A 22,592-nucleotide genomic window follows, 5' to 3' on the forward strand; every position below is an offset into this window, starting at 1 on the left:
ATCTGATCCTGTTCTTGTGAGTAAAACATGGGTTTGTTGTGGCGATCTCGCGTATTTCTGTGGGATCTATGTGAATAACTCGGATCTTATTCACTGATTTCGGGATCGTGTGGGTAGCGATCTGGACGCGACAGGAGTACCATTGAAGCCTTTCTCTTTTCGGTACAACTGCGTGGAGTCAAACGTGTCATCATCGCTTTGGTTGCAGTGTCTTGAACGTCTTCAAGATGATTTACCTGCGACAGAATTCAGTATGTGGGTACGGCCACTTCAGGCCGAGCTCAATGACAATACGTTGACCCTCTTTGCCCCAAACCGTTTTGTGCTTGATTGGGTGCGAGATAAGTATCTGCATCAAATTAATCAATTGCTGAACGAGTTTTGTGGTGTCGACGTACCCATGCTGCGCTTTGAGGTGGGGAGTAAACCGGTTGCCGCGACGCCGCAAGCAGCACCTGCCGGTCCTGCCGCTGCGCCCGCGCCGCAACAAGCCGCGCCTGCGCCGCCGCAAGGACGCGTGTGGGAGCCTGCCCCGTCGCCGGTGCAATCGGATGTTAATCATCGCTCCAACGTCAACCCCAAACACAAGTTCAATAACTTTGTTGAGGGTAAATCTAACCAGTTAGCCTTGGCGGCCGCGCGTCAGGTCTCAGATAATCCGGGTGCTGCCTACAACCCGCTTTTTCTGTATGGCGGCACGGGTTTAGGTAAAACGCACTTATTGCATGCGGTGGGGAATGCCATTTCTGATCGCAAAGCGGATGCGCGTGTGGTGTACATGCACTCAGAGCGCTTTGTGCAAGATATGGTCAAAGCGCTACAAAACAACGCGATTGAAGAATTTAAGCGTTATTACCGCAGTGTCGATGCATTGTTGATCGATGACATTCAATTTTTTGCCAACAAAGAACGCTCACAAGAAGAATTCTTCCATACCTTTAATGCGTTGCTCGAGGGTAACCAGCAGATCATTCTCACCTCCGACCGCTATCCTAAAGAGATAAACGGGGTCGAGGATCGCTTAAAATCGCGATTTGGTTGGGGCCTGACCGTGGCGATTGAGCCGCCTGAGCTGGAAACCCGCGTGGCGATTTTGATGAAAAAAGCGGAAGACCATGCCATTCGTTTACCTGATGAGGTGGCTTTCTTTATCGCAAAGCGTCTGCGCTCAAACGTGCGTGAACTGGAAGGGGCGCTTAACCGGGTGATCGCTAATGCCAACTTTACCGGGCGAGCGATCACCATCGATTTCGTGCGTGAAGCCCTGCGCGATCTGCTCGCCTTGCAAGAAAAATTGGTCACCATCGATAATATCCAGAAAACCGTGGCTGAATATTATAAAATCAAGATGGCAGACTTGTTATCCAAGCGTCGGTCTCGCTCGGTGGCGCGACCTCGACAGATGGCGATGGCGTTAGCGAAAGAGCTGACTAACCACAGCTTACCGGAAATTGGTGATGCATTTGGCGGTCGTGACCACACTACAGTACTGCATGCTTGTCGTAAGATTGAGCAACTGCGTGAAGAAAGTCACGACATTAAAGAAGATTACTCTAACCTGATTCGAACATTGTCGTCCTAATTATGAAATTTACTCTTACGCGTGAGCAATTACTTCAACCGCTTCAGCAAGTCTCTGGGGCGTTAGGCGGGCGTAGTACCTTGCCGATTTTAAGTAACCTATTAATTGAAGTGGCGGAGCAGCAACTTAAGCTGACGGCGACCGATATGGAGGTTGAGCTCAATGCCACCGCGCCGCTAGACAGTGAGCATCTTGATGGCGCTATCACTGTGCCCTCGCGTAAGTTTATGGATATCATCAAAGGCTTACATAGCGAAGCCCGTATCACAGTGGCGCAAGAAGGCGACCGCGTGGTGGTGCGCGCAGGGCGAAGCCGCTTTACCTTATCGACCTTACCGGCTTCAGATTATCCCAACATCGAAGACTGGCATGCCGAAGTGAGCTTACAAGTGCCGCAAAGCAAGCTGGGTCATCTGATTGACGCCACCCAGTTTTCGATGGCAAATCAAGATGTGCGCTATTACCTTAATGGGCTTTTGTTCGAAACGGACGGGCACACATTGCGTACGGTCGGGACGGACGGCCACCGGATGGCGGTATGCCATTTATCCATGGAAGAGGGGTTGCCCGCACAACAAGTGATTGTGCCACGTAAAGGCGTCAGTGAGTTGGCGCGTTTGCTCGATGACAGCGAGCACCCGGTGAATATCCAAATTGGCGCGTCCAATATTCGTGCGGTGGTGGGTAACGTGACTTTTACCTCTAAATTGGTGGATGGGCGTTTCCCTGACTATCGCCGTGTGTTGCCGCAATCAACCTCTCGTACGTTGGAAGTCAATTGCGCGGAATTAAAACAAGCGCTGTCATTGGCGGCGGTATTATCGAACGAGAAATTTCGCGGCGTGCGAATGAATATTGAAGGGAGCGAGCTGCGTATCTCTGCCAATAACCCCGAGCAAGAAGAAGCGGAAGAGTTTTTGGAAGTCGACTATCAAGGTGAGCCAATTGAAATCGGTTTTAATGTCAGTTACGTGCTCGATGTGCTCAATGTTTTACGTTGTGACAAGGTGCGTTTTTCGATGACAGACGCGGTGGGCAGTACCTTGATTGAGGACTGCGATCGCGAAGACSCCATGTATGTTGTGATGCCAATTCGCCTCTAGGTTATGGCGCTATCACGACTGGTCGTTCACGACTTTCGAAATATTGAAGCCTGCGATATTGCATTGTCGTCAGGCTTTAACTTTTTAATTGGCCCCAATGGCAGTGGTAAAACCAGTGTCTTGGAAGCCATTCACTTTCTCGGTCATGGGCGCTCTTTTCGCAGCGCGCTTAATAGCCGAGTGATACGTCATCAACAACCTCATCTTACGGTACATGGTCGCGTAAAAACGCAAGATGGGATCTTGCTTCCGGTCGGGATTCAAAAGCGCCGAGATGGCAGTGCAGATGTTAAAATTGGTCAAGAAAAAGGGCAAAWGCTGGTGGCCTTGGCCAAAGTGCTGCCATTGCAATTGATCACCCCGGAAGGGTTCGAGTTGTTAACCGATGGCCCCAAGTTTCGTCGTGCGTTTATCGATTGGGGGGTGTTTCATTCTGAGCCAGGATTTTTTGAAGCGTGGACGCGCGTAAAACGCCTGACGAAGCAACGCAACGCCGCGTTGAAAACAGCGCGCCACTATGGCGATATCCAAGTATGGGATACGGAACTAGCACGCCTTGCCGAGCAAATCAGCGCATGGCGTCAAGCATACGTTGATGCGGTGGCCGCGCGAGCGACCGCATTGTGCCAAGCCTTTCTCCCCGAGTTTTCCATCCAGTTTCGCTTTTACCAAGGATGGGAGCGAGGTGCCGACTATCAGGCATTGTTGGCGGCGAACTTTGAGCGCGACCAGCAGATGGGATACACGGTGTCAGGCCCGCATAAAGCCGACTTGCGTATCAAGGTGGCAGGTACGCCAGTCGATGATGTGCTATCGCGCGGCCAGTTAAAACTCATGGTATGTGCACTTCGGCTGGCACAAGGCCAGTTATATAGCGAGGAGCAAGGTATTGCTTGTATCTACTTAATCGATGACTTTGCTTCCGAATTARACAGTCGCCGGCGAGCACTCTTGGCCAGTGAGCTGACCCGTATCGGGGCTCAGGTTTTTGTTAGCGCCATTAGTGCCGATCAAGTCGCGGAAATTTGCGACGAAAATAGTAAGATGTTTCATGTGGAACATGGCAAAATTAACGCAGGATAAATAAGCGAGAGTAACTCAATGTCCAACGAATACGATTCATCGAGTATCAAGGTACTGAAGGGCTTGGATGCCGTGCGTAAGCGTCCGGGAATGTATATCGGCGATACCGACGATGGTACCGGCCTGCACCACATGGTGTTTGAGGTGGTCGATAACTCGATCGATGAAGCACTGGCCGGACATTGTAATGATATCGTGGCGACCATCCACGAGGATGGCTCGGTGTCGGTTCGCGACGATGGTCGTGGTATTCCGGTCGATATTCATGAGGAAGAAGGTGTATCGGCTGCACAAGTGATCATGACCGTCCTTCACGCTGGCGGTAAGTTTGATGACAACTCTTACAAAGTATCTGGCGGCCTTCACGGAGTGGGGGTGTCGGTGGTCAACGCCTTGTCAGAAAAACTCGAGTTGACCATTTGGCGTAATGGCCATGTTCACCAGCTTAACTTTGCACACGGCGAACCGTTGGGGCCGTTGGCTGAAATGGGGGAGACCGAGCAAACCGGTACCCGTATTCGTTTCTGGCCAAGTGAAGAGACATTCTCTGATATCAACTTTAACTATGACGTGCTTGCCAAGCGCTTGCGTGAGTTGTCTTTCCTCAATTCGGGTGTCTCCATTAAGCTGATTGACGAGCGCGAAGAAGACAAAGCGGATCACTTTAGATACGAAGGCGGGATCCGCGCGTTTGTTGAACACCTCAACAACAAGAAGACCTCCATCCACCCATCAGTCTTCCACTTTGAACACACCCGTGAAGACGGAGTGAGTGTCGAAGTGGCAATGCAGTGGAACGATGGCTATCAAGAGAATATCTATTGCTTTACCAACAATATTCCGCAGCGCGATGGCGGTACGCACCTGGCCGGCTTCCGCGCGGCATTGACGCGCACGCTCAACAGCTTCATGGATAAAGAAGGCTACTCTAAAAAGGCCAAAGCCGCGACGTCTGGCGATGATGCCCGTGAAGGCTTGACCGCGGTGGTCTCGGTAAAAGTGCCGGATCCTAAGTTTTCCAGCCAGACCAAAGACAAGTTGGTGTCATCAGAAGTGAAGTCGGCGGTTGAATCCGCCATGAGCAGCCACTTATCAGACTTTTTGATTGAGCATCCGGCTGATGCGAAAGTGGTATGTACCAAGATCATTGACGCGGCCCGAGCGCGTGATGCGGCACGTAAAGCACGTGAAATGACGCGTCGTAAAGGCGCGTTGGATTTAGCTGGCCTTCCCGGCAAGCTTGCCGACTGCCAAGAAAAAGATCCGGCGTTATCCGAACTCTACATTGTGGAGGGTGACTCGGCGGGCGGCTCAGCCAAGCAAGGGCGTAACCGTAAGAACCAAGCGATCTTGCCCTTGAAAGGTAAGATTCTCAACGTCGAGAAAGCCCGGTTTGATAAGATGTTGTCCTCGCAAGAAGTGGCGACATTGATCACGGCAATGGGGTGCGGGATTGGCCGCGAAGAGTACGATCCGGATAAATTGCGTTACCACAGCATTATTATCATGACCGATGCGGATGTCGACGGCTCGCATATTCGTACCTTGCTGCTGACCTTCTTCTATCGCCAAATGCCAGAGTTGATTGAGCGTGGCTACATCTATATTGCTCAGCCACCGCTTTATAAAGTGAAAAAGGGCAAGCAAGAGCAATACATCAAAGATGATGAGGCGATGGAGCAGTATCAGGTGGCATTGGCGTTGGAAAACGCGTCATTGTTCGTGAACCCAGATGCGCCAGCGATGCACGGCGAGTCACTCGAGAAGTTGGTGAAAGAGTACAACGGTGTACTCAAGCTGATCCAGCGTATGAAGCGTCGCTATCCCGCCGCGCTGCTTAATGAGCTACTTTATCAACCTCGCTTGTCAGTCGATGACCTACGCGACGAGTGGGCCGCTAAGCAATGGGTAGAAAACATCGTTGAGATTTTGAATCGTAAGTCGWCGGGAGAAAGCCAGTATCAGGCATCGTGCCGACTCGATGAAGAGCACCAAGTATGGGTACCAGAGCTGGTGGTGCGGACTCATGGTGTTGATTACAAGTACTTGGTGAGCTATGACTTCCTGAACTCGAAAGAGTACGGTCGAATCGCCAGCTTGTCAGAGACCTTGAATGATCTCTTGGATGAAGGGGCGTATGTCAAACGCGGTGAGCGTACCCAAGCGGTAGAGAGCTTTGAGCAAGCGCTCAACTGGTTGATTAAAGAGTCAACCCGTGGGGTATCTCGTCAGCGCTACAAAGGTTTGGGAGAGATGAACCCAGAGCAGCTTTGGGAAACCACCATGGATCCAGAGGGCCGTCGTATGATGCAGGTGACGATTCAGGATGCGGTTGCCGCAGATGAGCTGTTTACCACCTTGATGGGTGATCAAGTTGAGCCACGCCGTGCCTTTATCGAGAATAATGCACTGAAAGTAGAAAACCTCGATGTTTAATTGATCAACCAACTGTTTATCAACAAGTAAGGCCAGCATTGCTGGCCTTTTTCATATCTATTCGCGAGGCAAATCGCAATACATAACTGTTTGTATATACAGTTGTTTTTGGCACGAGTAATCTCGTCATTCTCTTAACAGCAGAGTGATAGGAAGCCTTATGTCTATAAAAACGCGTGCTAACCTCCAACTGGTTTATGTTTCTGATATTGAGCTTTCTGTGGGATTCTACCAGCAACTCTTTCAGTGCGAGCCGGTATTTACCAGCCCCAGGTATGTGGCATTTTCAGCGTCTGAACAGGGCGATGCCTTGTTTGCATTGTGGACAGGCGGCGAGCAGCCCTCACCATCAATCACCCGACTGAGTGAAATTGGCATTATGGTACCCACCAATGATGACGTTGATGCGGCTTTTGACCAATGGTCGAACAACCTAACCATCGATGTGGTGCAGGCTCCTTATGATGATGTGTTTGGTCGAACCTTCGTGGTTCAAGATCCTGATGGGCATCTGGTGCGCGTAGCGCCGCTCGATTAGTGCGATGCGCTGGGGGAGAGTGGTGAGGTATAGAATAGTGCGCCACTCACGAAACAAAAAATTTTACTAACAGCCATTGAAATCAATTTGCGCAACCTTATATAGAGTAATGAGGCGATGCCATTGGGTCGCCGGGGGCTTGTCCGAGTTGGAAGGCCGTAGATAACATTTTATTGCTTCATAGGAAGGGTAAGATTATGCGTAACTTTGATTTCTCTCCACTCTATCGTACTGCAATTGGTTTCGATCGTTTATTCGATCTGGTTGAAAACAGCAATACCAATAATGCGGGTGGATTTCCTCCTTACAACATAGAGCAAAGCCAAGAAAACCAATACCGCATCACCATGGCGGTAGCAGGCTTTAGCCAAGATGAGGTGGATATCACTCAGCAAAAAAATAGCCTAATCGTCGCCGGTAAAAAGGGTGCACGTAATCAAGATACTAAGTTCTTGTACCAAGGCATTGCCGAGCGCGATTTCGAGCGCAAGTTCCAGCTCGATGATCATATTAAAGTGACAGGGGCAGACATGGAAAACGGCATGCTACATATTGATTTAGTACGCGAAGTACCAGAGGAAGAAAAGCCTCGTCGTATCGAAATCGGTAGCCGTTTGCTAGAAAACGCTGAGTAAACCTTAAATCCCGAGTGGTTCACGATAAGGGAGAGGGCAGCCATGCTGCCCTTTTTATCGACTATACACCTAAGACGAGCCTGCCAATCCGTCGTGACATCCGAAGCTGTAAAGCGCCTGATGATTTATCCCGTCCACATAGATCTGTAATACGTGACCAACACTCTGCCGCTGAATGAACAAATACTGGTGTTTCAGTTCCCAACCAAGAACGTCCTCTCTCGATAGATATATTACTGACGGCGAGAGTAATGTTTCACGTGAAACATAGAATACCAATAGCAAACCATCTCGTCTGGCCTTTTAAGCCTAGCCAATGGACGCTCGGGCTGACTACATAGATTGAATCGACGGCTATTTGGGAGAGTGTAGTGGTACGCCATAAGGGTAGTTCCGCTTGCAAGGAAAGCGTGTCATTAGCAGAGCTGGATGATGACTTTTTTGCTGTGAGCCTAATTGGTCTTAAGTGGTGCGAGATGAGCGACTACTTCACCTTGTCCAAAAGTCTCGTGCAATATTTGAATGACGAGTTGTTCTTTGAGTGTTGACTCAAAATATGAGATAGGAAATCTATAAAAGGTTTCACGTGGAACGTCTATTAGCCAGTGTTCCACGTGAAACTAAGGCTTATTCCTCGTTGTAGGCGCGCGCGACTTCTTCAGCGATAATATCAATGCCTTTCTGCATCATCTTGTCATCTTGCACGTAGTTCATTCGGATACATTGCTTAGCATGATCCCAACCTTCGTGATCGACACCAATAAAGAAGTACTCGCCGGGTACCACCAGCACACCGCGCGCTTTTAAACGTTTATATAGCTCTTGGGTGGAGATAGGGAGATCGTTGAACCACAGCCATAGGAAGATGGCACCTTCTGGTTTATGAACACGAACACGTTCATCGTTAATGGTTTCAAGCACCATGTTTAATATTCTTTGCGACTTTTTCTGATAGAAGGGACGAACGACGTCTTTACTCAGGCGGAGTAGGTCGCCACGCTCTATCATTGAAAGTGCCATCGCTGGCCCAACACTGTTGGGAGATAAACTTACAATGCCATTGATATTTGACATGGCTTGGATGACATCTTCGTTGGCGATCACAATGCCGCAACGCACGCCTGGTAAACCCAGCTTGCTCAAGCTTGAGCAGAGTATGGTGTTTTCATTCCAAAACGGTGCGACGTATTCAAAAATGATATCAGGGAAGGGGGTACCGTACGCGTTATCGATAATTAGTGGAATATTGTTATCACGTGCCAACTGATCAAGCTGATGGATTTCGCTATCAGTGAGTACATTGCCGGTCGGGTTGGTCGGGCGGGAGGCACAGATGGCGCCAATGTTGTCATCAATTGTTAGGCGACTAAAGTCGACGTGATATTTGAATTGACGGTTGTCGAGCAATTCTATTTCAGGCTGGTAGCTGACGAAAATGTCGTCGTTAATTCCGGCGTCACCATAACCGATATATTCCGGCGCGAGAGGCAGTAAGATTTTTTTGTGGGTGCCATCGGCGTATCGTCCAGCCAATAGATTAAACAGGTAAAAGAACGCACTTTGGCTGCCATTGGTCAGCATGATGTTTTTACTAGAAAGCTGCCAGCCATAGGTTTTGTTAAGAAGCTCGGCGAGCGCGTTGAGTAAGGCTGATTTGCCTTGTGGCCCATCATAGTTGGCCATCGCATGAACGAGGCTTCCATCATCGAGCATCGACTGGCTCAGTGTTTTGAAGTAATCGAGCATTTCCGGTATCGCAGCGGGGTTGCCGCCACCTAGCATAATGGCATCTGGATTACGTAAGCCGTCATTAAGATCGTCCATTAACTGTGTGATGCCCGAGTGATTTGCTAACTTCTCGCCAAAGTGAGTGACTTCCATGATTAGTGCCTTTAAATATCTGTATCGTTGTTGTGGTTAAGCTGCAATCAACATACAACAATCTATTGTCTAAAAGAAAGTCTGATAAGTTCGTTATCTCTTGGTCACTAACTGGCATGGTTGACGGGGGTTGTTACGTTATCGGTACACACTCGGGAGAAAAGTCGCTGAAAGGGATAACAAGCCGCGTGTTTCACGTGAAACCAACTCGGCTTGGCTCGACAAACAGGGTGATTAGCGTCATTGAGGTTAAAAAACAATGAGGGTGTGAGTTGGTCGCTAATAAGACGAGAGTGAGTGGCCAAGAGGGGCGTGCGCGTTTAAATAGCCAAAAAAAGCCCCGCACAATGGCGGGGCTGAGTGGTGTGTTGCTGATGATTACTTCTGTAGAACAGAGATATCTGCCACGTTGAGGAATTGCTCACGGATAAGGTGAAGCATCGCTAAACGGTTGGCTTTCAGTGCGGGATCATCTGCCATGACCATCACGTTATCAAAGAAGGTATCAACCGGTGTGCGCAATTGTGCCAGCTCGGTCAGCGCGCCTTGATAATCGCTGTCAGCAAACAGAGGTTTAACTGCAGCGACTTTCTCTGCTACCACGTTCGCCAATGCTTTTTCTGCGTCTTCTTGTAGCAAGCCAGTATCGACGTTGCTAGGAAGCTCGCCATCATACTTGGCCAAGATATTGCCTACTCGCTTGTTGGCGGCAGCGAGTGCTTCGGCTTCTTCCAGACTGCGGAAGTGCGACACCGCTTTAACGCGGCTGTCAAAGTCAGCAGGCTTGGTTGGACGACGGGCTAAAACCGCTTGGATAATATCGACGCTATAGCCCATATCTTGGTACCAGGCGCGGAAACGACCTAGCATAAAGTCGAGAACGTCCGTCTCTACCTCTTTGTGCGTCAAACGGTCATCGTACTGGGCTTTGGCATCACGAATAAGGTCGACAAGATCAAGCTGATAGCCATTCTCGACGACAATACGTAGAACCCCTAATGCGGCCCGACGTAGGGCGAAGGGGTCACTGCCTTTAGGGGCTTGACCAATACCAAATATGCCCACGATGGTATCCATTTTGTCAGCCATTGCGAGTGCTGAGGAGACCGGCGTCGTAGGTAGCTTATCACCGGCAAAGCGTGGCCAGTATTGCTCATTCAGCGCCAGCGCTACGGCTTCGGGCTCGCCATCATGACGCGCATAGTGCATGCCCATCACGCCTTGGGTTTCGGTGAACTCAAACACCATCGAGGTCATTAAGTCACACTTTGCCAGTTGGCCTGCGCGCTCAGTGTGTGCCTTGTCGGCACCGATACGCTCTGCTATCTGTCCTGCGAGTGAAGTAATGCGGTCGGTTTTATCTTTGATGGTACCCAATTGCTTTTGGAATACCGCGCTATCTAGCTCTGGCAGGCGATCAATCAATGGGCGCTTGCGGTCTGTATCAAAGAAGAACTCTGCATCCGCGAGGCGAGGGCGCACGACTTTTTCATTCCCAGAGATAACCTGCGTCGGATCTTTCGATTCGATGTTAGACACGAAGATGAACTTGGGCAGTAGCTCGCCATTAGCGTCATAAACCGGGAAGTACTTTTGGTCGCCTTTCATGGTGTACACCAGCGCTTCTGATGGCACCTTAAGGAACTTGTTCTCAAAAGAGGCAGTCAGTACCACTGGCCATTCCACCAAAGAGGTGACTTCTTCAACCAAGTCGTCATCAAGCTCAGCAACCCCACCAACCGCGTCAGCCGCTGCTTTGGCATCTTTAATAATCAATGCTTTACGCTTTTCATAATCGGCCATGACCTTACCTTCACGCTCAAGGCGCTCTGGGTATTGGTCAGCATGATCCAGCGTTAAGCTCGATTCACCCATAAAGCGGTGACCTCGAATCACGCGATCGGATGCCACGCCAAGAATGGTGCCTTCAATCAAGGTGTCCCCATACAGCATCACCAAGGTTTTCACTGGGCGGATAAACTGGGTGTCTTTGTCACCCCAGCGCATGGGTTTAGGAATAGGCAGTTTGCTTAGGGCGTTATCGGCCAGTACCGGCAATAAGGCGTCGATGGCTTGGCCAGGTACGTGTTGACGATACAGCAACCACTCACCTTTATCAGTTTTTAGGCGCTCGGCTTCGCTCACATCAATCCCATTACCGCGCGCCCAACCCATGGCGGCTTTGGTGGGATTGCCGTCTGCGTCAAAGGCGGCTTTGACCGCAGGACCGCGTTTCTCAACCACTTTATCTGGCTGGCGATCGCTCAAAGCAGCCACTTTAAGTGCTAAGCGACGCGGGGACGCGTACCAAGTGATACCTTGGTGGCTCAGATCAGCGTCTTTTAGTTGCGCTTCAAACTGACTCGCGAAGGCTTCAGCCAGTGTGCGCAATGCTGTTGGTGGTAGCTCTTCAGTGCCGAGCTCAATCAGGAAATTTTGCGTTGCCATGATGCTCCCTTATTTGCTGTGTCGGCACATCGGGAAGCCTAGCGCTTCGCGAGATGCGTAGTAGGCTTCGGCGACACGTTTAGTCAGTGTGCGAATGCGCAGAATATAGCGTTGACGTTCAGTCACTGAAATGGCTTTGCGCGCATCCAGTAGGTTGAACGCATGACCGGCTTTTAGGATCTGTTCGTAAGCAGGCAAAGGGAGCGGCTGCTCGAGATCCAGTAGCTTGGTACTTTCGGCTTCGCACTGATCAAAGTAGCGGAACAGAAAATCAACATCAGCGTGTTCAAAGTTATAGGTCGATTGCTCCACTTCGTTTTGGTGGAAAATATCGCCGTAGGTGACTTTGCCAAATGGGCCATCGGTCCAAACCAGATCATACACAGAGTCGACTTCTTGAATGTACATCGCCAGACGTTCGATACCGTAGGTAATCTCACCCGTGACCGGTTTACATTCCAGGCCGCCTACTTGTTGGAAGTAGGTAAACTGAGTGATCTCCATCCCGTTCAGCCAGACTTCCCAACCTAGGCCCCAAGCGCCCAGCGTTGGGTTTTCCCAGTTATCTTCCACAAAGCGAATGTCGTGGACTTCTGGATCAATCCCCAGCACACGCAGCGAGCCTAAGTACAGCTCTTGAATGTTATCGGGTGACGGCTTCAGGATGGTTTGAAACTGGTAGTAGTGCTGCAGACGGTTCGGGTTCTCGCCATAACGCCCATCGGTAGGACGACGAGAAGGTTGAACGTAAGCCGCTGCAATGGGCTCTGGACCAAGTGCACGCAAGCATGTCATCGGGTGGGAGGTACCTGCACCCACTTCCATGTCTAGCGGCTGAACAATGGTACAGCCTTGCTGGGCCCAATAATCCTGCAGCGCGAGGATCATACCCTGAAAGGTTTTGATATCGAATTTATGCATTGTCAGGTTCGCGCGAGTTGATGAATGGAGAAAATAGCTGGCAATTATAACTCGCAGCGCGCCCAAGCAGTAGGGGGCTGGCGGATTTTTGTGCGCCTTTGATGCGCTTATTTTCTGCGTACGGGGGCAGGAGGAATAGAAGTTGCCAAGCGAGTGTTCACATCGTACACTAGCGGCGTTTTGGGGAGTAGTCGACCACTGCACAGTCAGTGGGGCAATCATCAACATAGTTGAAGCAAAATCTTCATGGTGATTGCAAGCCTGCCATTAGGTGCTCTGGGCTTGACGAGACCAACGACAATCGCACGAACCGGGGTGGGGCGTGTGTGTTGTCGTGGTTGAATCATAATAAGCCCTGCCCCAGATGAGCAATGTCATGAGCGTTCTTGCTATTTCTATCTCCACCGTCACCTTGGCGGAAATCGGGGATAAAACCCAATTATTATCGCTAGCGTTGGCGACCCGGTTTCGAAAACCTGCGGTGATTGTCAGTGCCATTTTATTGGCGACACTAGTGAATCACGCCATTGCCGCCTGGCTTGGCGTGGTCGCGGCCGATATCCTGACCGATACCGTATTGCATATCATTTTGATTATCAGCTTTAGTGTGATGGCGGTATGGATGCTGATCCCTGACAAGCTTGAAGATGAAGGGATTCAGGGCAAAAGCGCGTTTTGGGCGAGCTTCTGTGCGTTTTTTGTCGCAGAAATTGGCGATAAAACCCAGCTCGCCACCACGGCATTGGGGGCACAGTTTAATGAAGCATTGTGGGTGGTGGTGATTGGGTCAACCATTGGTATGCTGCTAGCCAACGTCCCTGTGGTGCTGGCCGGTGATAAAATTCAGCGCCATGTCCCGCTCGCTGCCGTACGGGCGCTCGCCGCAGCCATGTTTGCGGCGTTGGCTGTACTGGATACCTGGTATCTATTGAGTTGACGCAAGACAATGGTGAATCGGTAAGGGTTGGCGTTATGCCAGCCCTTTTTTGATCAAAAACTGGAATGGCACGCTCTCTGTTTGGGCTGCGACCAGGGTATGGTCCATAAAGCGACAAAAGCTGGGAATATCCCGTGTTGTGGAGGGATCATCCGCGGTAATCAGCAAGGTCTGACCGTCATCCATATGACGGATACGCTTACGCACCATCATTACAGGTTCCGGGCAGCGCAAGCCTAAGGCATCGAGTTGGAGATCAGCGTGGTCAAAAGCGAGTGTCATTGTTGTTACCTCAAAAAGTGTCGACTTGATCATACTTATGGCGACAAATTATTCAATCAGGGTTGCGCTTGTAAATGGTTTGTGTAGATTATTTAACAAGTTATTAACTAAAGGCGAGAGCATGAGAAAAGCGCAAACGGGCAAATTGAGCTTGGCTTATGGACACCGTATCGCTGCTTACACAGGGCTGAGCGGATTCGCTTTTTGGGGATTAACGCATAGTCATGAGCACACTCTCTTGGCAACACTAGCAGTCTGCGCCGCAGCTTTGGGGTTATTGGTAGAAGCCTTATCGGCCTCAACGCCACGCTCGCAGCCTGACTAGGCTAACTCACTCAACAGCTACACTCACTCCCAGTTTTCTTGGGCTTCCCCGCTCTTCGAGCGGGATTTTTTTTGTCTGTGCGTCGACAAAAAAGACCAATCCATCACAAAGATTGGCCTTTTGCTTGCGTTAGCCTTGGTAAGCGATATCAATCACGACGCGACCTTTAACCTCGCCCTGAATAATTTTATTCGCATACTCTGGGGTTTGCGCCAGAGCGATGGTGTGGCATGCCTGTTCAAAGTAGCTGGCGGGCAATAGCTTGGTCAGTGACTGCCACGCAGCTTGACGTTGCGCTTTCGGGCAAGAGACGGAGTCAACTCCTTGCAATCGCACATTGCGCAAAATAAACGGCATCACAGTGGCGGGTAAGTCAAAACCGCCGGCAAGGCCGCATGCGGCAACCGTGCCCCCGTAGTGGATTTGTGAGAGAACATTGGCGAGCATTTGACTCCCMACAGTATCAATCGCGCCTGCCCACTGTTGCTTATCCAGCGGGCGGCCGGGTGCGCTAAAGGACTCGCGTGGGAGTACCTCGTCAGCGCCCAGTTGTTTAAGCCACGCTTGATTGTCTTCAAGACGGCCTGTGACGGCACTGACGCGATAGCCCAATGCATGCAATAAGGTGACCGCGACAGAGCCAACGCCGCCACTGGCACCGGTGACTAACACTGGGCTATCTTCAGGTTTGACGCCACCATCGATTAAGGCTTGCACACATAACATCGCGGTAAACCCCGCGGTGCCTACCATCATTGCTTGTTGCGCAGAGAGTCCCTCTGGAAGGGGAACGAGCCAGTCGCCATTAACACGCGCTTTCTCTGCCATGCCTCCCCAGTGTGCTTCACCGACGCCCCAACCAGTAAGCACCACTTTATCTCCGGGTTGATAGTCGGGGTGTTGGCTATCAGCAACCGTGCCGGCAAAGTCGATACCTGGCACCATCGGGAATTGGCGAACAATCTTGCCTTTTCCGGTGATGGCCAAGCCGTCTTTATAATTCAAGGAGCTAAAATCGACATCGACAGTCACATTACCGTCTGGGAGCAAATCGTCATCGAGCGAGGTGATTTTCGCGAAGGTTTGCTTCTCGTGTTGTTCAAGGACAAGCGCGTTAAACATAGCATTCTCCCGGTTGAAGTCTGTGAGCGGCCATACTAGGCCGGATGAAGTGACCACCACTTGCGTTACATCAATCACTATGCGATTGCGAGCGGGGTGACGCAAGCCAAAAAAAAGAGCGGACTCAGCCGCTCTTTGTTAATGATAGGTTCATCGTTAGACGCGTTCGAACACAGTGGCGATGCCTTGGCCTAAGCCAATACACATGGTTGCCAAACCTATCGTCGCATCTTGGCGCTCCATTTGATGTAACAAGGTGGTCGAGATGCGTGCACCGGAACAACCTAATGGGTGACCCAGCGCAATGGCACCACCGTTGAGGTTAACCTTGTCATCCACTTTGTCCATCAGGCCAAGATCTTTCACACAAGGCAAAGACTGGGCGGCAAATGCCTCATTCAGTTCGACCAAGTCAATGTCATCGATGCTTAGGCCCGCACGTTTGAGCGCTTTTTTGGTCGCAGGGACTGGACCGTAGCCCATAATCGAGGGATCGCAACCCGCAACGCCCATGGCGCGGATACGTGCACGGATAGGCAGCCCCAAGGTTTTGGCCTTTTCTTCACTCATCACCAGCATTGCAGAGGCACCATCCGATAATGCCGACGACGAGCCAGCGGTGACTGTGCCATTGGCAGGGTCAAAGGCTGGGCGCAGGCCAGCGAGGCTCTCGACGGTGGTTTCGGGACGAATGACTTCATCGTCTTCCACTAACGTCAATAAGCCATCGGCATCATGGCCTTCAATGGGCGCAATCTCATCTTTAAAGCGGCCTTCCACGGTGGCGGCATGCGCACGGGCGTGGGAGCGCGCAGCAAATTGGTCTTGCATTTCACGGCTGATGCCATGCATACGGCCGAGCATTTCAGCAGTGAGCCCCATCATGCCTGCCGCTTTGGCAACGGACTTCGACATCCCTGGGTGGAAGTCGACCCCATGATTCATCGGCACGTGACCCATGTGTTCAACCCCACCAATGATGAAGGTATCGCCGTCACCCACCATAATCGCGCGAGCCGCATCGTGTAGCGCCTGCATCGACGAGCCACACAGGCGGTTGACGGTAGTCGCGCCCACATTATGTGGAATGCCAGCAAGGAGTGCCGCATTACGGGCAATATTAAAGCCTTGCTCGAGTGTTTGCTGTACACAGCCCCAGTAAATGTCTTCAATGCTGGTGCTTTCTACCGCAGGGTTGCGCGCCAACAGAGATTTCATCAAGTGCGCTGAGAGATCTTCGGCGCGGACGTGGCGAAACACACCGCCTTTTGAGCGGCCCATTGGGGTACGGATACAGTCAACGATCACTACATTGTTCATTGTTCTCTCCTTAAACTTAGGCTGATTGCGGTGCGTTGACCGGTGTGACATCAAAGTAAGCCTGTTTATCGCCGGCACGACGTTTCATATCCGCAGGAACATGATACAAAGCGCCGAGATCAGAGAATTTGTCTGCCATGGCGACGTAGTTATCAACACCCAAGGTATCGACATAACGGAAAGCACCACCTCGGAATGGCGGAAAGCCAATGCCATACACCAAGGCGATGTCTGCCTCAGCCGGAGAGGCGATAATGTTTTCTTCCAGACAACGGGCGACTTCGTTGATCATCGGCACCATCATGCGCGCGATAATGTCTTCGTCACTGATCTCTGCCTGGCCACCCTGGATGACGGGGGCGAGCAGTTCAGGGACAGCTTCATCAGCCTCTTTTTTCGGCTTGCCTTTTTTATCTGTGCTGTAGCGGTAGAAACCTTTGCCGTTTTTCTGACCGAAGCGCTCGGCTTCAAACATCACATCAATGGCATCGCGGCCAGATTTGCTCATACGATCTGGGAAGCCTTCCGCCATCACCGCCTGTGCGTGGTGCGCGGTATCAATCCCGACCACGTCTAGCAGATACGCCGGACCCATCGGCCAGCCGAATTGTTTTTCCATGATCTTGTCAATGCGTTGAAAGTCTACGCCGTCGCGTAGTAGCAAGCTAAAGGCATGGAAGTAGGGGAACAATACGCGGTTGACGAAAAAGCCGGGGCAGTCGTTCACCACCACGGGTGATTTACCCATCTTGGCGGCGTAGGCCACGACGCGTGCAATGGTCTCATCAGAGGTTTTATCGCCGCGGATAACTTCCACTAATGGCATGCGGTGAACTGGGTTAAAGAAGTGCATGCCACAGAAGTTTTCAGGGCGCGATAAAGACTTCGCCAGTGTGTTGATAGGAATCGTGGAGGTGTTAGAGGCAATCACCGTCTCTTCGCTAACCAGCGCTTCGACCTCTTTGAGCACACTGGTTTTCACTTTCGGGTTCTCGACTACGGCCTCGACCACCACATCGCTGTGCTCAATGCCAGCATAGTGGAGGCTTGGAGTGATTGACGACAGCACTTGACCCATTTTAAAGCCATCGACGCGACCACGCTCTAACTGCTTATTCAGCAGCTTGGTTGCTTCTTTCATGCCGAGGTCTAGCGAAGCCTGGGCGATATCTTTCATCATCACAGGTACGCCTTTAAGCGCCGATTGGTAGGCAATACCGCCGCCCATAATGCCCGCGCCGAGCACAGCGCCTCGCTCCGTATCTTTACCTTGTTTGGCGGCTTGTTTGGCGTTGCCTTTGATGACTTGGTCATTGAGGAAAATCCCCACCAAGGCTTGCGCCACATCGGTTTTAGCCAGCTTAACGAAATAGCGATTTTCAACCTTGAGCGCCTCATCGCGCGTCATCCCTGCGGCTTCTTCAATGGCCGTCACGGCGGTCATTGGTGCGGGGTAATGCTTGCCAGCGACTTGCGCCACCATACCTTTGGCCATGGTAAAGCTCATCGCCGCTTCGGTACGATTCAGACCCAAAGGTTGTTTTTTCTGTTGGCGACGACTCTGCCAATCAATTTTCTCGTCGATTGCTTGGCTAAGCATTCGAATCGCTGCGTCGCGAAGGTTGTCATTCTCGACGACCGCATCTACCAAGCCTTCTTTGAGAGCGGCAGAGGCACGTTTGTCTTTACCTGCCGTGATGATTTCCATCGCAGTATCCGCGCCGATAAGCCGCGGCAAGCGAACGGTGCCACCAAAGCCTGGCATGATGCCTAACTTGGTTTCAGGCAGGCCAATACGCGCATCCTTGCCCGCGACACGCAGATCCGTGGCGAGTATGCATTCACAGCCACCGCCTAGCGCATGACCCTTGATCGCGCTAAGGGTTGGGTAGGGTAAGTCTTCTAAACGATTGAAAATGGCATTGGCGCGAGATACCCAATCAGACAGTTCTTGGTCGGGTTTAGCGAACAGGCCGAGAAACTCGGTGATGTCGGCACCGACAATAAAGGCTGATTTGGCAGAGGTTAGCAACAGCCCCTTGATGTCATCGCGACCCGACAAAGCATCGAGGGCTTGGTCTAAGCTTTCTAGCGTTGCCAAATCCAGTTTGTTGACAGAACCTTGGCTGTCTAAGGTCAGCTCTGCAATGCCGTTATCCAATGCACGAACTGAAAGGTTATCTCCTTGGTAGATCATGGTTGTTCTCCACGTTGGCAGTACCATCCTGGTTGAATAGTGTTCTGGTTAGACCAGATGCGACCTAGTGTGGATCATTGTTATAAGAAATGACAACCAAAAGTTAAACGAATGTTTAAAATATGTGGTGTGGGTTGTTTTTACTATGGCCGAGTCCCTGTCGTGCTTGGGGGAATATGGTACAGTGCGTCGCTGAGACACAAAGGGTGTACCAGGATGCCAATCACGCCATATGCCGTGCCAGCCGAAACCGTAAGGCACGAGCTTGAAATAAAAAAAAGTCGGTTTATCACCTATCTTGCCCATACGCCTGGAGAAGAAGAGGCGAAGCAGTTTATTCAGTCGCTGCGAGAAACGTACCCTGATGCTCGCCATCACTGCTGGGCATTTGTCGCAGGTCGGCCTGAATCTTCCGTGCAATGGGGATGTGGTGATGACGGTGAGCCCGCGGGAACCGCAGGTAAGCCGATGCTTGCGCAACTTTCAGGCGCGAACGTTGGTGAGGTTTGTGCGGTGGTGGTGCGCTACTTTGGTGGGATCAAATTGGGTACTGGCGGGCTGGTAAAGGCGTATGGCAGTAGTGTGCAACAAGCCCTGGGCCTTTTGACCACGCGGGAAGTGGCAGTGACCGTCCCTTACACGATAAGCTGTGAATATGCTCACATTGACACGATAGAGTCATTGCTTAAGCAGCACGATGGCGTTCAGCTCGATGCAGAATTCAGCCATAATGTGCGACTGAGTGTGCGTATCGATGCGCGCTATATCGATGTGTTTCTTGAGGCACTTAAAAATCAAACTCGCGGGCAAGCACACGCGCACCCGTTAGAACATAAGACAACGTCAGGCACTTAGCCTGCTTTACGTGTAACGACGAGACGGTAGAAAGTCGCTACCGCCGATAAGAGGGCCACGTCAGGCTATGCAATTTCGTTCCATTACCCGCATTGTCGGACTCCTGCTGGCCCTGTTCAGCATTACCATGCTAGCGCCTGCGCTGGTTGCGTTTATCTATCGCGACGGTGCGGGCTATCCCTTTGTATTAACGTTTTTCCTCCTGCTAGCGGGTGGTGGGTTACTTTGGTTCCCTAACCGAAACTATCGACACGAGCTTAAAGCACGTGATGGTTTTTTGATTGTTGTCTTATTCTGGACGGTGATCGGTAGCGCCGGCTCGGTGCCGCTGATGTTATCGGAGCAACCCGATTTATCGGTCAGTGAAGCCTTTTTTGAATCCTTTTCTGGCTTAACCACGACGGGGGCAACCGTCATCGTGGGGCTGGATGAGCTTCCCAAAGCGATTTTGTTTTATCGCCAACTGCTTCAATGGCTCGGGGGCATGGGGATCATTGTGCTGGCAGTGGCAATCTTGCCTGTGCTCGGTATCGGTGGGATGCAGCTATATCGAGCTGAGATCCCAGGCCCTGTGAAAGATACCAAAATGACACCACGGATAGCGGAGACGGCCAAAGTGCTTTGGTATATCTACCTGACGTTAACCGTGAGCTGTGCCTTGGCTTATTGGCTGGCGGGTATGTCTGCGTTCGATGCCATTGGGCATAGCTTTTCAACCGTCGCGATTGGGGGGTYCTCAACCCATGATGCCAGCATTGGGCATTTTGATAGCACTGCCGTTAATCTTATCACCGTGGTGTTTTTACTGATCTCTGCGTGTAACTTTTCGCTTCACTTTGCGGCCTTTGCTAATAATGGGCTCAATCTAAAGTTTTACTTGCGCGATCCAGAGTTTCGCGCATTTTTGGTGATTCAGCTCCTATTATGGCTGGTGGTGTTTGCCATGCTGAGTGGACATCAGGTTTATAACAGCTTCACGGAAACCTTCACCCAGGCGCTATTTCAGTCGGTATCAATATCAACCACCGCGGGTTATACCACCACTACGTTTGCTCACTGGCCCTTGTTTCTCCCTGTTTTACTCTTGTTCTCGTCATTTATTGGTGGGTGTGCAGGCTCGACTGGTGGCGGGATGAAGGTGATTCGCATCCTGCTGTTGTCACTGCAAGGGACGCGCGAGCTAAAACGCCTGGTGCACCCACGCGCGGTATACACCATTAAAGTGGGTAATAAGGCGTTAAGGCAGCAAGTGGTCGATGCCGTATGGGGTTTTTTTTCCGCCTACGCATTAGTGTTTGTCATTTGTATGTTGGCTTTGATAGCGACAGGCATTGAAGAACTCACAGCTTTCTCCGCCGTTGCTGCGACTCTCAATAACCTAGGACCAGGGCTAGGCGAAGTGGCTGCTCACTTTGGCGATATTAATGACACGGCGAAGTGGGTATTGATCCTTGCGATGTTGTTCGGCCGTTTAGAGATATTTACATTATTAGTTTTATTTACGCCTACATTCTGGCGGAGCTAGTTGAATAGGGAAGGAGAGGACATGAGCGAGCAAACCGACGCAGTGCAGAAAGTCTTGTTGCTACATTCGAGCCGAGAAGGGCAGACCAAAAAAATCCTGCACTTTATCGAGACGCAGCTTGGCTCGTCGGCGCAGTGTGAGATTAAGGATATTCATCAGCTTCCTTCAGCGGATTTAACAAAGTACGACCGGGTTTTGATTGGCGCGTCTATTCGCTATGGCCACTTTAATAAAAAGCTGTATCAATTTATTGAAGCACATGCAGATCAGCTTAAAGCGGCGAAAGCAGCATTCTTTAGTGTCAATCTCACTGCGCGTAAACCAGGCAAAGATACGCCAGAAACCAGCGCTTATAGCCGTAAGTTTATCGAGAAGTCACCTTGGACGCCTGAACTGCATGGCGTCTTTGCTGGCGCACTCTATTATCCACGCTATAAATGGTTCGATCGGATGATGATTCGCTTAATCATGCACATTACCGGTGGGGAAACGGATACGACCAAAGAGGTGGAATACACCGATTGGCAAAAAGTCGAGGAGTTCAGCGAGCAATTTGCCCGTTTTTAGGCCATAACGTTGATTGTTTGACCGAATGGCGACTTTTTCCTAAAAAAGTCGCTTTTTAGTCTTGCCAAGGTGAGCAACTTCTCTATAATGCGCCTCCATCGACACGGCACGCAGGGCAAGCGTTCAGCGAGCATGTCGAGGCAAAAATCAAATAAAAATAAACGCTTGACGTGAGTTTTTAAAAGATTAAGATARCCGTCCACTTRACGCTAAGCGTTAGGRRAGTCAAAAAGAGGTTTTGTTTCACCCGGTTGGGYTGAAAATRAAAGATAAAATTTCTTCTTGACTTTAACGGYAAGGCGCGTAAGATACGCAGCCCTGRCCRAGCGAAGCGCMGCTTCGYACAGTCAACGCTCTTTAACAATTTGACCTATGCAATCTGTGTGGGCACTCGTTAAGAATAGACAAAAAGATTTATTCGATGAACTGAGTGACCAAACGACAACTTTTRCAGTTGTTCGGCACAGTCAATTCGTTTGTCTCTTCGGAGATAAACAGTAATCAGTATTCATTGAGCAGTTTCTACGGAAACACCAAACTTAAATTGAAGAGTTTGATCATGGCTCAGATTGAACGCTGGCGGCAGGCCTAACACATGCAAGTCGAGCGGAAACGGCAGCATTGAAGCTTCGGTGGATTTGCTGGACGTCGAGCGGCGGACGGGTGAGTAACGGCTGGGAACCTGCCCTGACGMGGGGGATAACCGTTGGAAACGACGGCTAATACCGCATAATGTCTTRGTTCRTTACGAGYYRGGACCAAAGGTGGCCTCTACATGTAAGCTATCGCGTTGGGATGGGCCCAGTTAGGATTAGCTAGTTGGTAAGGTAATGGC

The 22,592-nt window shown here is 50.8% G+C and carries 18 protein-coding genes and 1 rRNA gene; 12 read left to right on the forward strand and 7 right to left on the reverse strand.

Annotated elements, in window-relative coordinates:
• Window positions 1–184: 184 nt before the first annotated feature.
• The 6 genes from dnaA (at window position 185) to BZG14_RS10640 (ending at window position 7,377) form a co-directional block, all read left to right on the forward strand.
• The gene (gene dnaA / locus BZG14_RS10615) at window positions 185–1,582 is read left to right on the forward strand and encodes a chromosomal replication initiator protein DnaA (RefSeq protein ID WP_046074846.1); all 1,398 of its coding nucleotides are present in this window, start codon (window positions 185–187) and stop codon (window positions 1,580–1,582) included.
• Window positions 1,583–1,584: 2 nt separating this feature from the next.
• A complete protein-coding gene (gene dnaN, locus BZG14_RS10620) occupies window positions 1,585–2,685 on the forward strand; it encodes a DNA polymerase III subunit beta (RefSeq protein ID WP_077608703.1) in 1,101 nt (366 codons plus the stop codon).
• A 3-nt stretch (window positions 2,686–2,688) separates the two neighbouring features.
• Window positions 2,689–3,768 (forward strand): DNA replication/repair protein RecF, encoded by a 1,080-nt coding sequence (recF, locus tag BZG14_RS10625; protein ID WP_077608704.1) that lies wholly within the window; start codon window positions 2,689–2,691, stop codon window positions 3,766–3,768.
• A gap of 18 nt (window positions 3,769–3,786) precedes the next feature.
• On the forward strand, window positions 3,787–6,204 hold the full coding sequence (gene gyrB, locus BZG14_RS10630; protein WP_077608705.1) for a DNA topoisomerase (ATP-hydrolyzing) subunit B: 2,418 nt from the start codon (window positions 3,787–3,789) through the stop codon (window positions 6,202–6,204).
• 160 nt (window positions 6,205–6,364) lie between these two features.
• Window positions 6,365–6,742 (forward strand): VOC family protein, encoded by a 378-nt coding sequence (locus BZG14_RS10635; RefSeq protein ID WP_077608706.1) that lies wholly within the window; start codon window positions 6,365–6,367, stop codon window positions 6,740–6,742.
• A 197-nt stretch (window positions 6,743–6,939) separates the two neighbouring features.
• Entirely contained in the window at window positions 6,940–7,377 is a 438-nt protein-coding gene (locus BZG14_RS10640) for an Hsp20 family protein (RefSeq protein ID WP_069362314.1), read from the forward strand.
• A gap of 627 nt (window positions 7,378–8,004) precedes the next feature.
• Here the strand turns inward: BZG14_RS10640 and BZG14_RS10645 are convergent.
• The 3 genes from BZG14_RS10645 to glyQ form a co-directional block, all read right to left on the reverse strand.
• Window positions 8,005–9,258 (reverse strand): valine--pyruvate transaminase, encoded by a 1,254-nt coding sequence (locus BZG14_RS10645; protein WP_077608707.1) that lies wholly within the window; start codon window positions 9,256–9,258, stop codon window positions 8,005–8,007.
• A gap of 378 nt (window positions 9,259–9,636) precedes the next feature.
• Entirely contained in the window at window positions 9,637–11,706 is a 2,070-nt protein-coding gene (glyS, locus tag BZG14_RS10650; RefSeq protein WP_077608708.1) for a glycine--tRNA ligase subunit beta, read from the reverse strand.
• 9 nt (window positions 11,707–11,715) lie between these two features.
• Window positions 11,716–12,627, reverse strand: coding sequence for a glycine--tRNA ligase subunit alpha (gene glyQ, locus BZG14_RS10655; protein WP_069362311.1), 912 nt, complete (start codon window positions 12,625–12,627; stop codon window positions 11,716–11,718).
• Window positions 12,628–13,003: 376 nt separating this feature from the next.
• Here glyQ and BZG14_RS10660 point away from each other — a divergent pair, with 376 nt between their 5' ends.
• Window positions 13,004–13,564 carry a TMEM165/GDT1 family protein gene (locus BZG14_RS10660; RefSeq protein ID WP_069362310.1) on the forward strand — a complete coding sequence of 187 codons (561 nt, stop codon included), beginning with the start codon at window positions 13,004–13,006 and terminating at the stop codon, window positions 13,562–13,564.
• 33 nt (window positions 13,565–13,597) lie between these two features.
• Here BZG14_RS10660 and tusA read toward each other — a convergent pair whose 3' ends face one another.
• Window positions 13,598–13,846 (reverse strand): sulfurtransferase TusA, encoded by a 249-nt coding sequence (gene tusA, locus BZG14_RS10665; RefSeq protein ID WP_077459529.1) that lies wholly within the window; start codon window positions 13,844–13,846, stop codon window positions 13,598–13,600.
• 121 nt (window positions 13,847–13,967) lie between these two features.
• Here tusA and BZG14_RS10670 point away from each other — a divergent pair, with 121 nt between their 5' ends.
• A complete protein-coding gene (locus BZG14_RS10670) occupies window positions 13,968–14,171 on the forward strand; it encodes a hypothetical protein (RefSeq protein WP_069362308.1) in 204 nt (67 codons plus the stop codon).
• A 129-nt stretch (window positions 14,172–14,300) separates the two neighbouring features.
• Here BZG14_RS10670 and acuI read toward each other — a convergent pair whose 3' ends face one another.
• From acuI to fadB, 3 genes are all read right to left on the reverse strand, one after another.
• A complete protein-coding gene (gene acuI, locus BZG14_RS10675) occupies window positions 14,301–15,293 on the reverse strand; it encodes an acrylyl-CoA reductase (NADPH) (protein ID WP_077486967.1) in 993 nt (330 codons plus the stop codon).
• A 156-nt stretch (window positions 15,294–15,449) separates the two neighbouring features.
• On the reverse strand, window positions 15,450–16,613 hold the full coding sequence (gene fadA, locus BZG14_RS10680) for an acetyl-CoA C-acyltransferase FadA (RefSeq protein ID WP_077486968.1): 1,164 nt from the start codon (window positions 16,611–16,613) through the stop codon (window positions 15,450–15,452).
• A gap of 16 nt (window positions 16,614–16,629) precedes the next feature.
• The gene (gene fadB, locus BZG14_RS10685) at window positions 16,630–18,810 is read right to left on the reverse strand and encodes a fatty acid oxidation complex subunit alpha FadB (RefSeq protein ID WP_077486969.1); all 2,181 of its coding nucleotides are present in this window, start codon (window positions 18,808–18,810) and stop codon (window positions 16,630–16,632) included.
• Between the two features lie 216 nt (window positions 18,811–19,026).
• On the opposite strand from fadB, the gene BZG14_RS10690 reads away from it, so the two are divergent.
• The 4 genes from BZG14_RS10690 to BZG14_RS10705 all read left to right on the forward strand — a co-directional run.
• Window positions 19,027–19,665 (forward strand): YigZ family protein, encoded by a 639-nt coding sequence (locus BZG14_RS10690; RefSeq protein WP_069362304.1) that lies wholly within the window; start codon window positions 19,027–19,029, stop codon window positions 19,663–19,665.
• Between the two features lie 67 nt (window positions 19,666–19,732).
• The gene (locus BZG14_RS10695) at window positions 19,733–21,190 is read left to right on the forward strand and encodes a TrkH family potassium uptake protein (RefSeq protein ID WP_077608709.1); all 1,458 of its coding nucleotides are present in this window, start codon (window positions 19,733–19,735) and stop codon (window positions 21,188–21,190) included.
• Window positions 21,191–21,232: 42 nt separating this feature from the next.
• On the forward strand, window positions 21,233–21,757 hold the full coding sequence (hemG, locus tag BZG14_RS10700; protein WP_069362363.1) for a menaquinone-dependent protoporphyrinogen IX dehydrogenase: 525 nt from the start codon (window positions 21,233–21,235) through the stop codon (window positions 21,755–21,757).
• Window positions 21,758–22,298: 541 nt separating this feature from the next.
• A 16S ribosomal RNA gene (locus BZG14_RS10705) occupies window positions 22,299–22,592 on the forward strand; the annotation flags it as partial.

Origin of the sequence: Salinivibrio sp. IB282, from assembly GCF_001995685.1 — a bacterium.
Lineage (GTDB): Bacteria > Pseudomonadota > Gammaproteobacteria > Enterobacterales > Vibrionaceae > Salinivibrio > Salinivibrio kushneri.

Bases quoted from the DNA above. Each gene is read 5' to 3' on its own strand.
- BZG14_RS10635 (WP_077608706.1), top strand. From the start codon at position 6,365: ATGTCTATAAAAACGCGTGCTAACCTCCAACTGGTTTATGTTTCTGAT.
- BZG14_RS10640 (WP_069362314.1), top strand. From the start codon at position 6,940: ATGCGTAACTTTGATTTCTCTCCACTCTATCGTACTGCAATTGGTTTC.
- BZG14_RS10645 (WP_077608707.1), bottom strand. From the start codon at position 9,258: ATGGAAGTCACTCACTTTGGCGAGAAGTTAGCAAATCACTCGGGCATC.
- glyS (WP_077608708.1), bottom strand. From the start codon at position 11,706: ATGGCAACGCAAAATTTCCTGATTGAGCTCGGCACTGAAGAGCTACCA.
- glyQ (WP_069362311.1), bottom strand. From the start codon at position 12,627: ATGCATAAATTCGATATCAAAACCTTTCAGGGTATGATCCTCGCGCTG.
- BZG14_RS10660 (WP_069362310.1), top strand. From the start codon at position 13,004: ATGAGCGTTCTTGCTATTTCTATCTCCACCGTCACCTTGGCGGAAATC.
- tusA (WP_077459529.1), bottom strand. From the start codon at position 13,846: ATGACACTCGCTTTTGACCACGCTGATCTCCAACTCGATGCCTTAGGC.
- BZG14_RS10670 (WP_069362308.1), top strand. From the start codon at position 13,968: ATGAGAAAAGCGCAAACGGGCAAATTGAGCTTGGCTTATGGACACCGT.
- fadA (WP_077486968.1), bottom strand. From the start codon at position 16,613: ATGAACAATGTAGTGATCGTTGACTGTATCCGTACCCCAATGGGCCGC.
- fadB (WP_077486969.1), bottom strand. From the start codon at position 18,810: ATGATCTACCAAGGAGATAACCTTTCAGTTCGTGCATTGGATAACGGC.
- BZG14_RS10690 (WP_069362304.1), top strand. From the start codon at position 19,027: ATGCCAATCACGCCATATGCCGTGCCAGCCGAAACCGTAAGGCACGAG.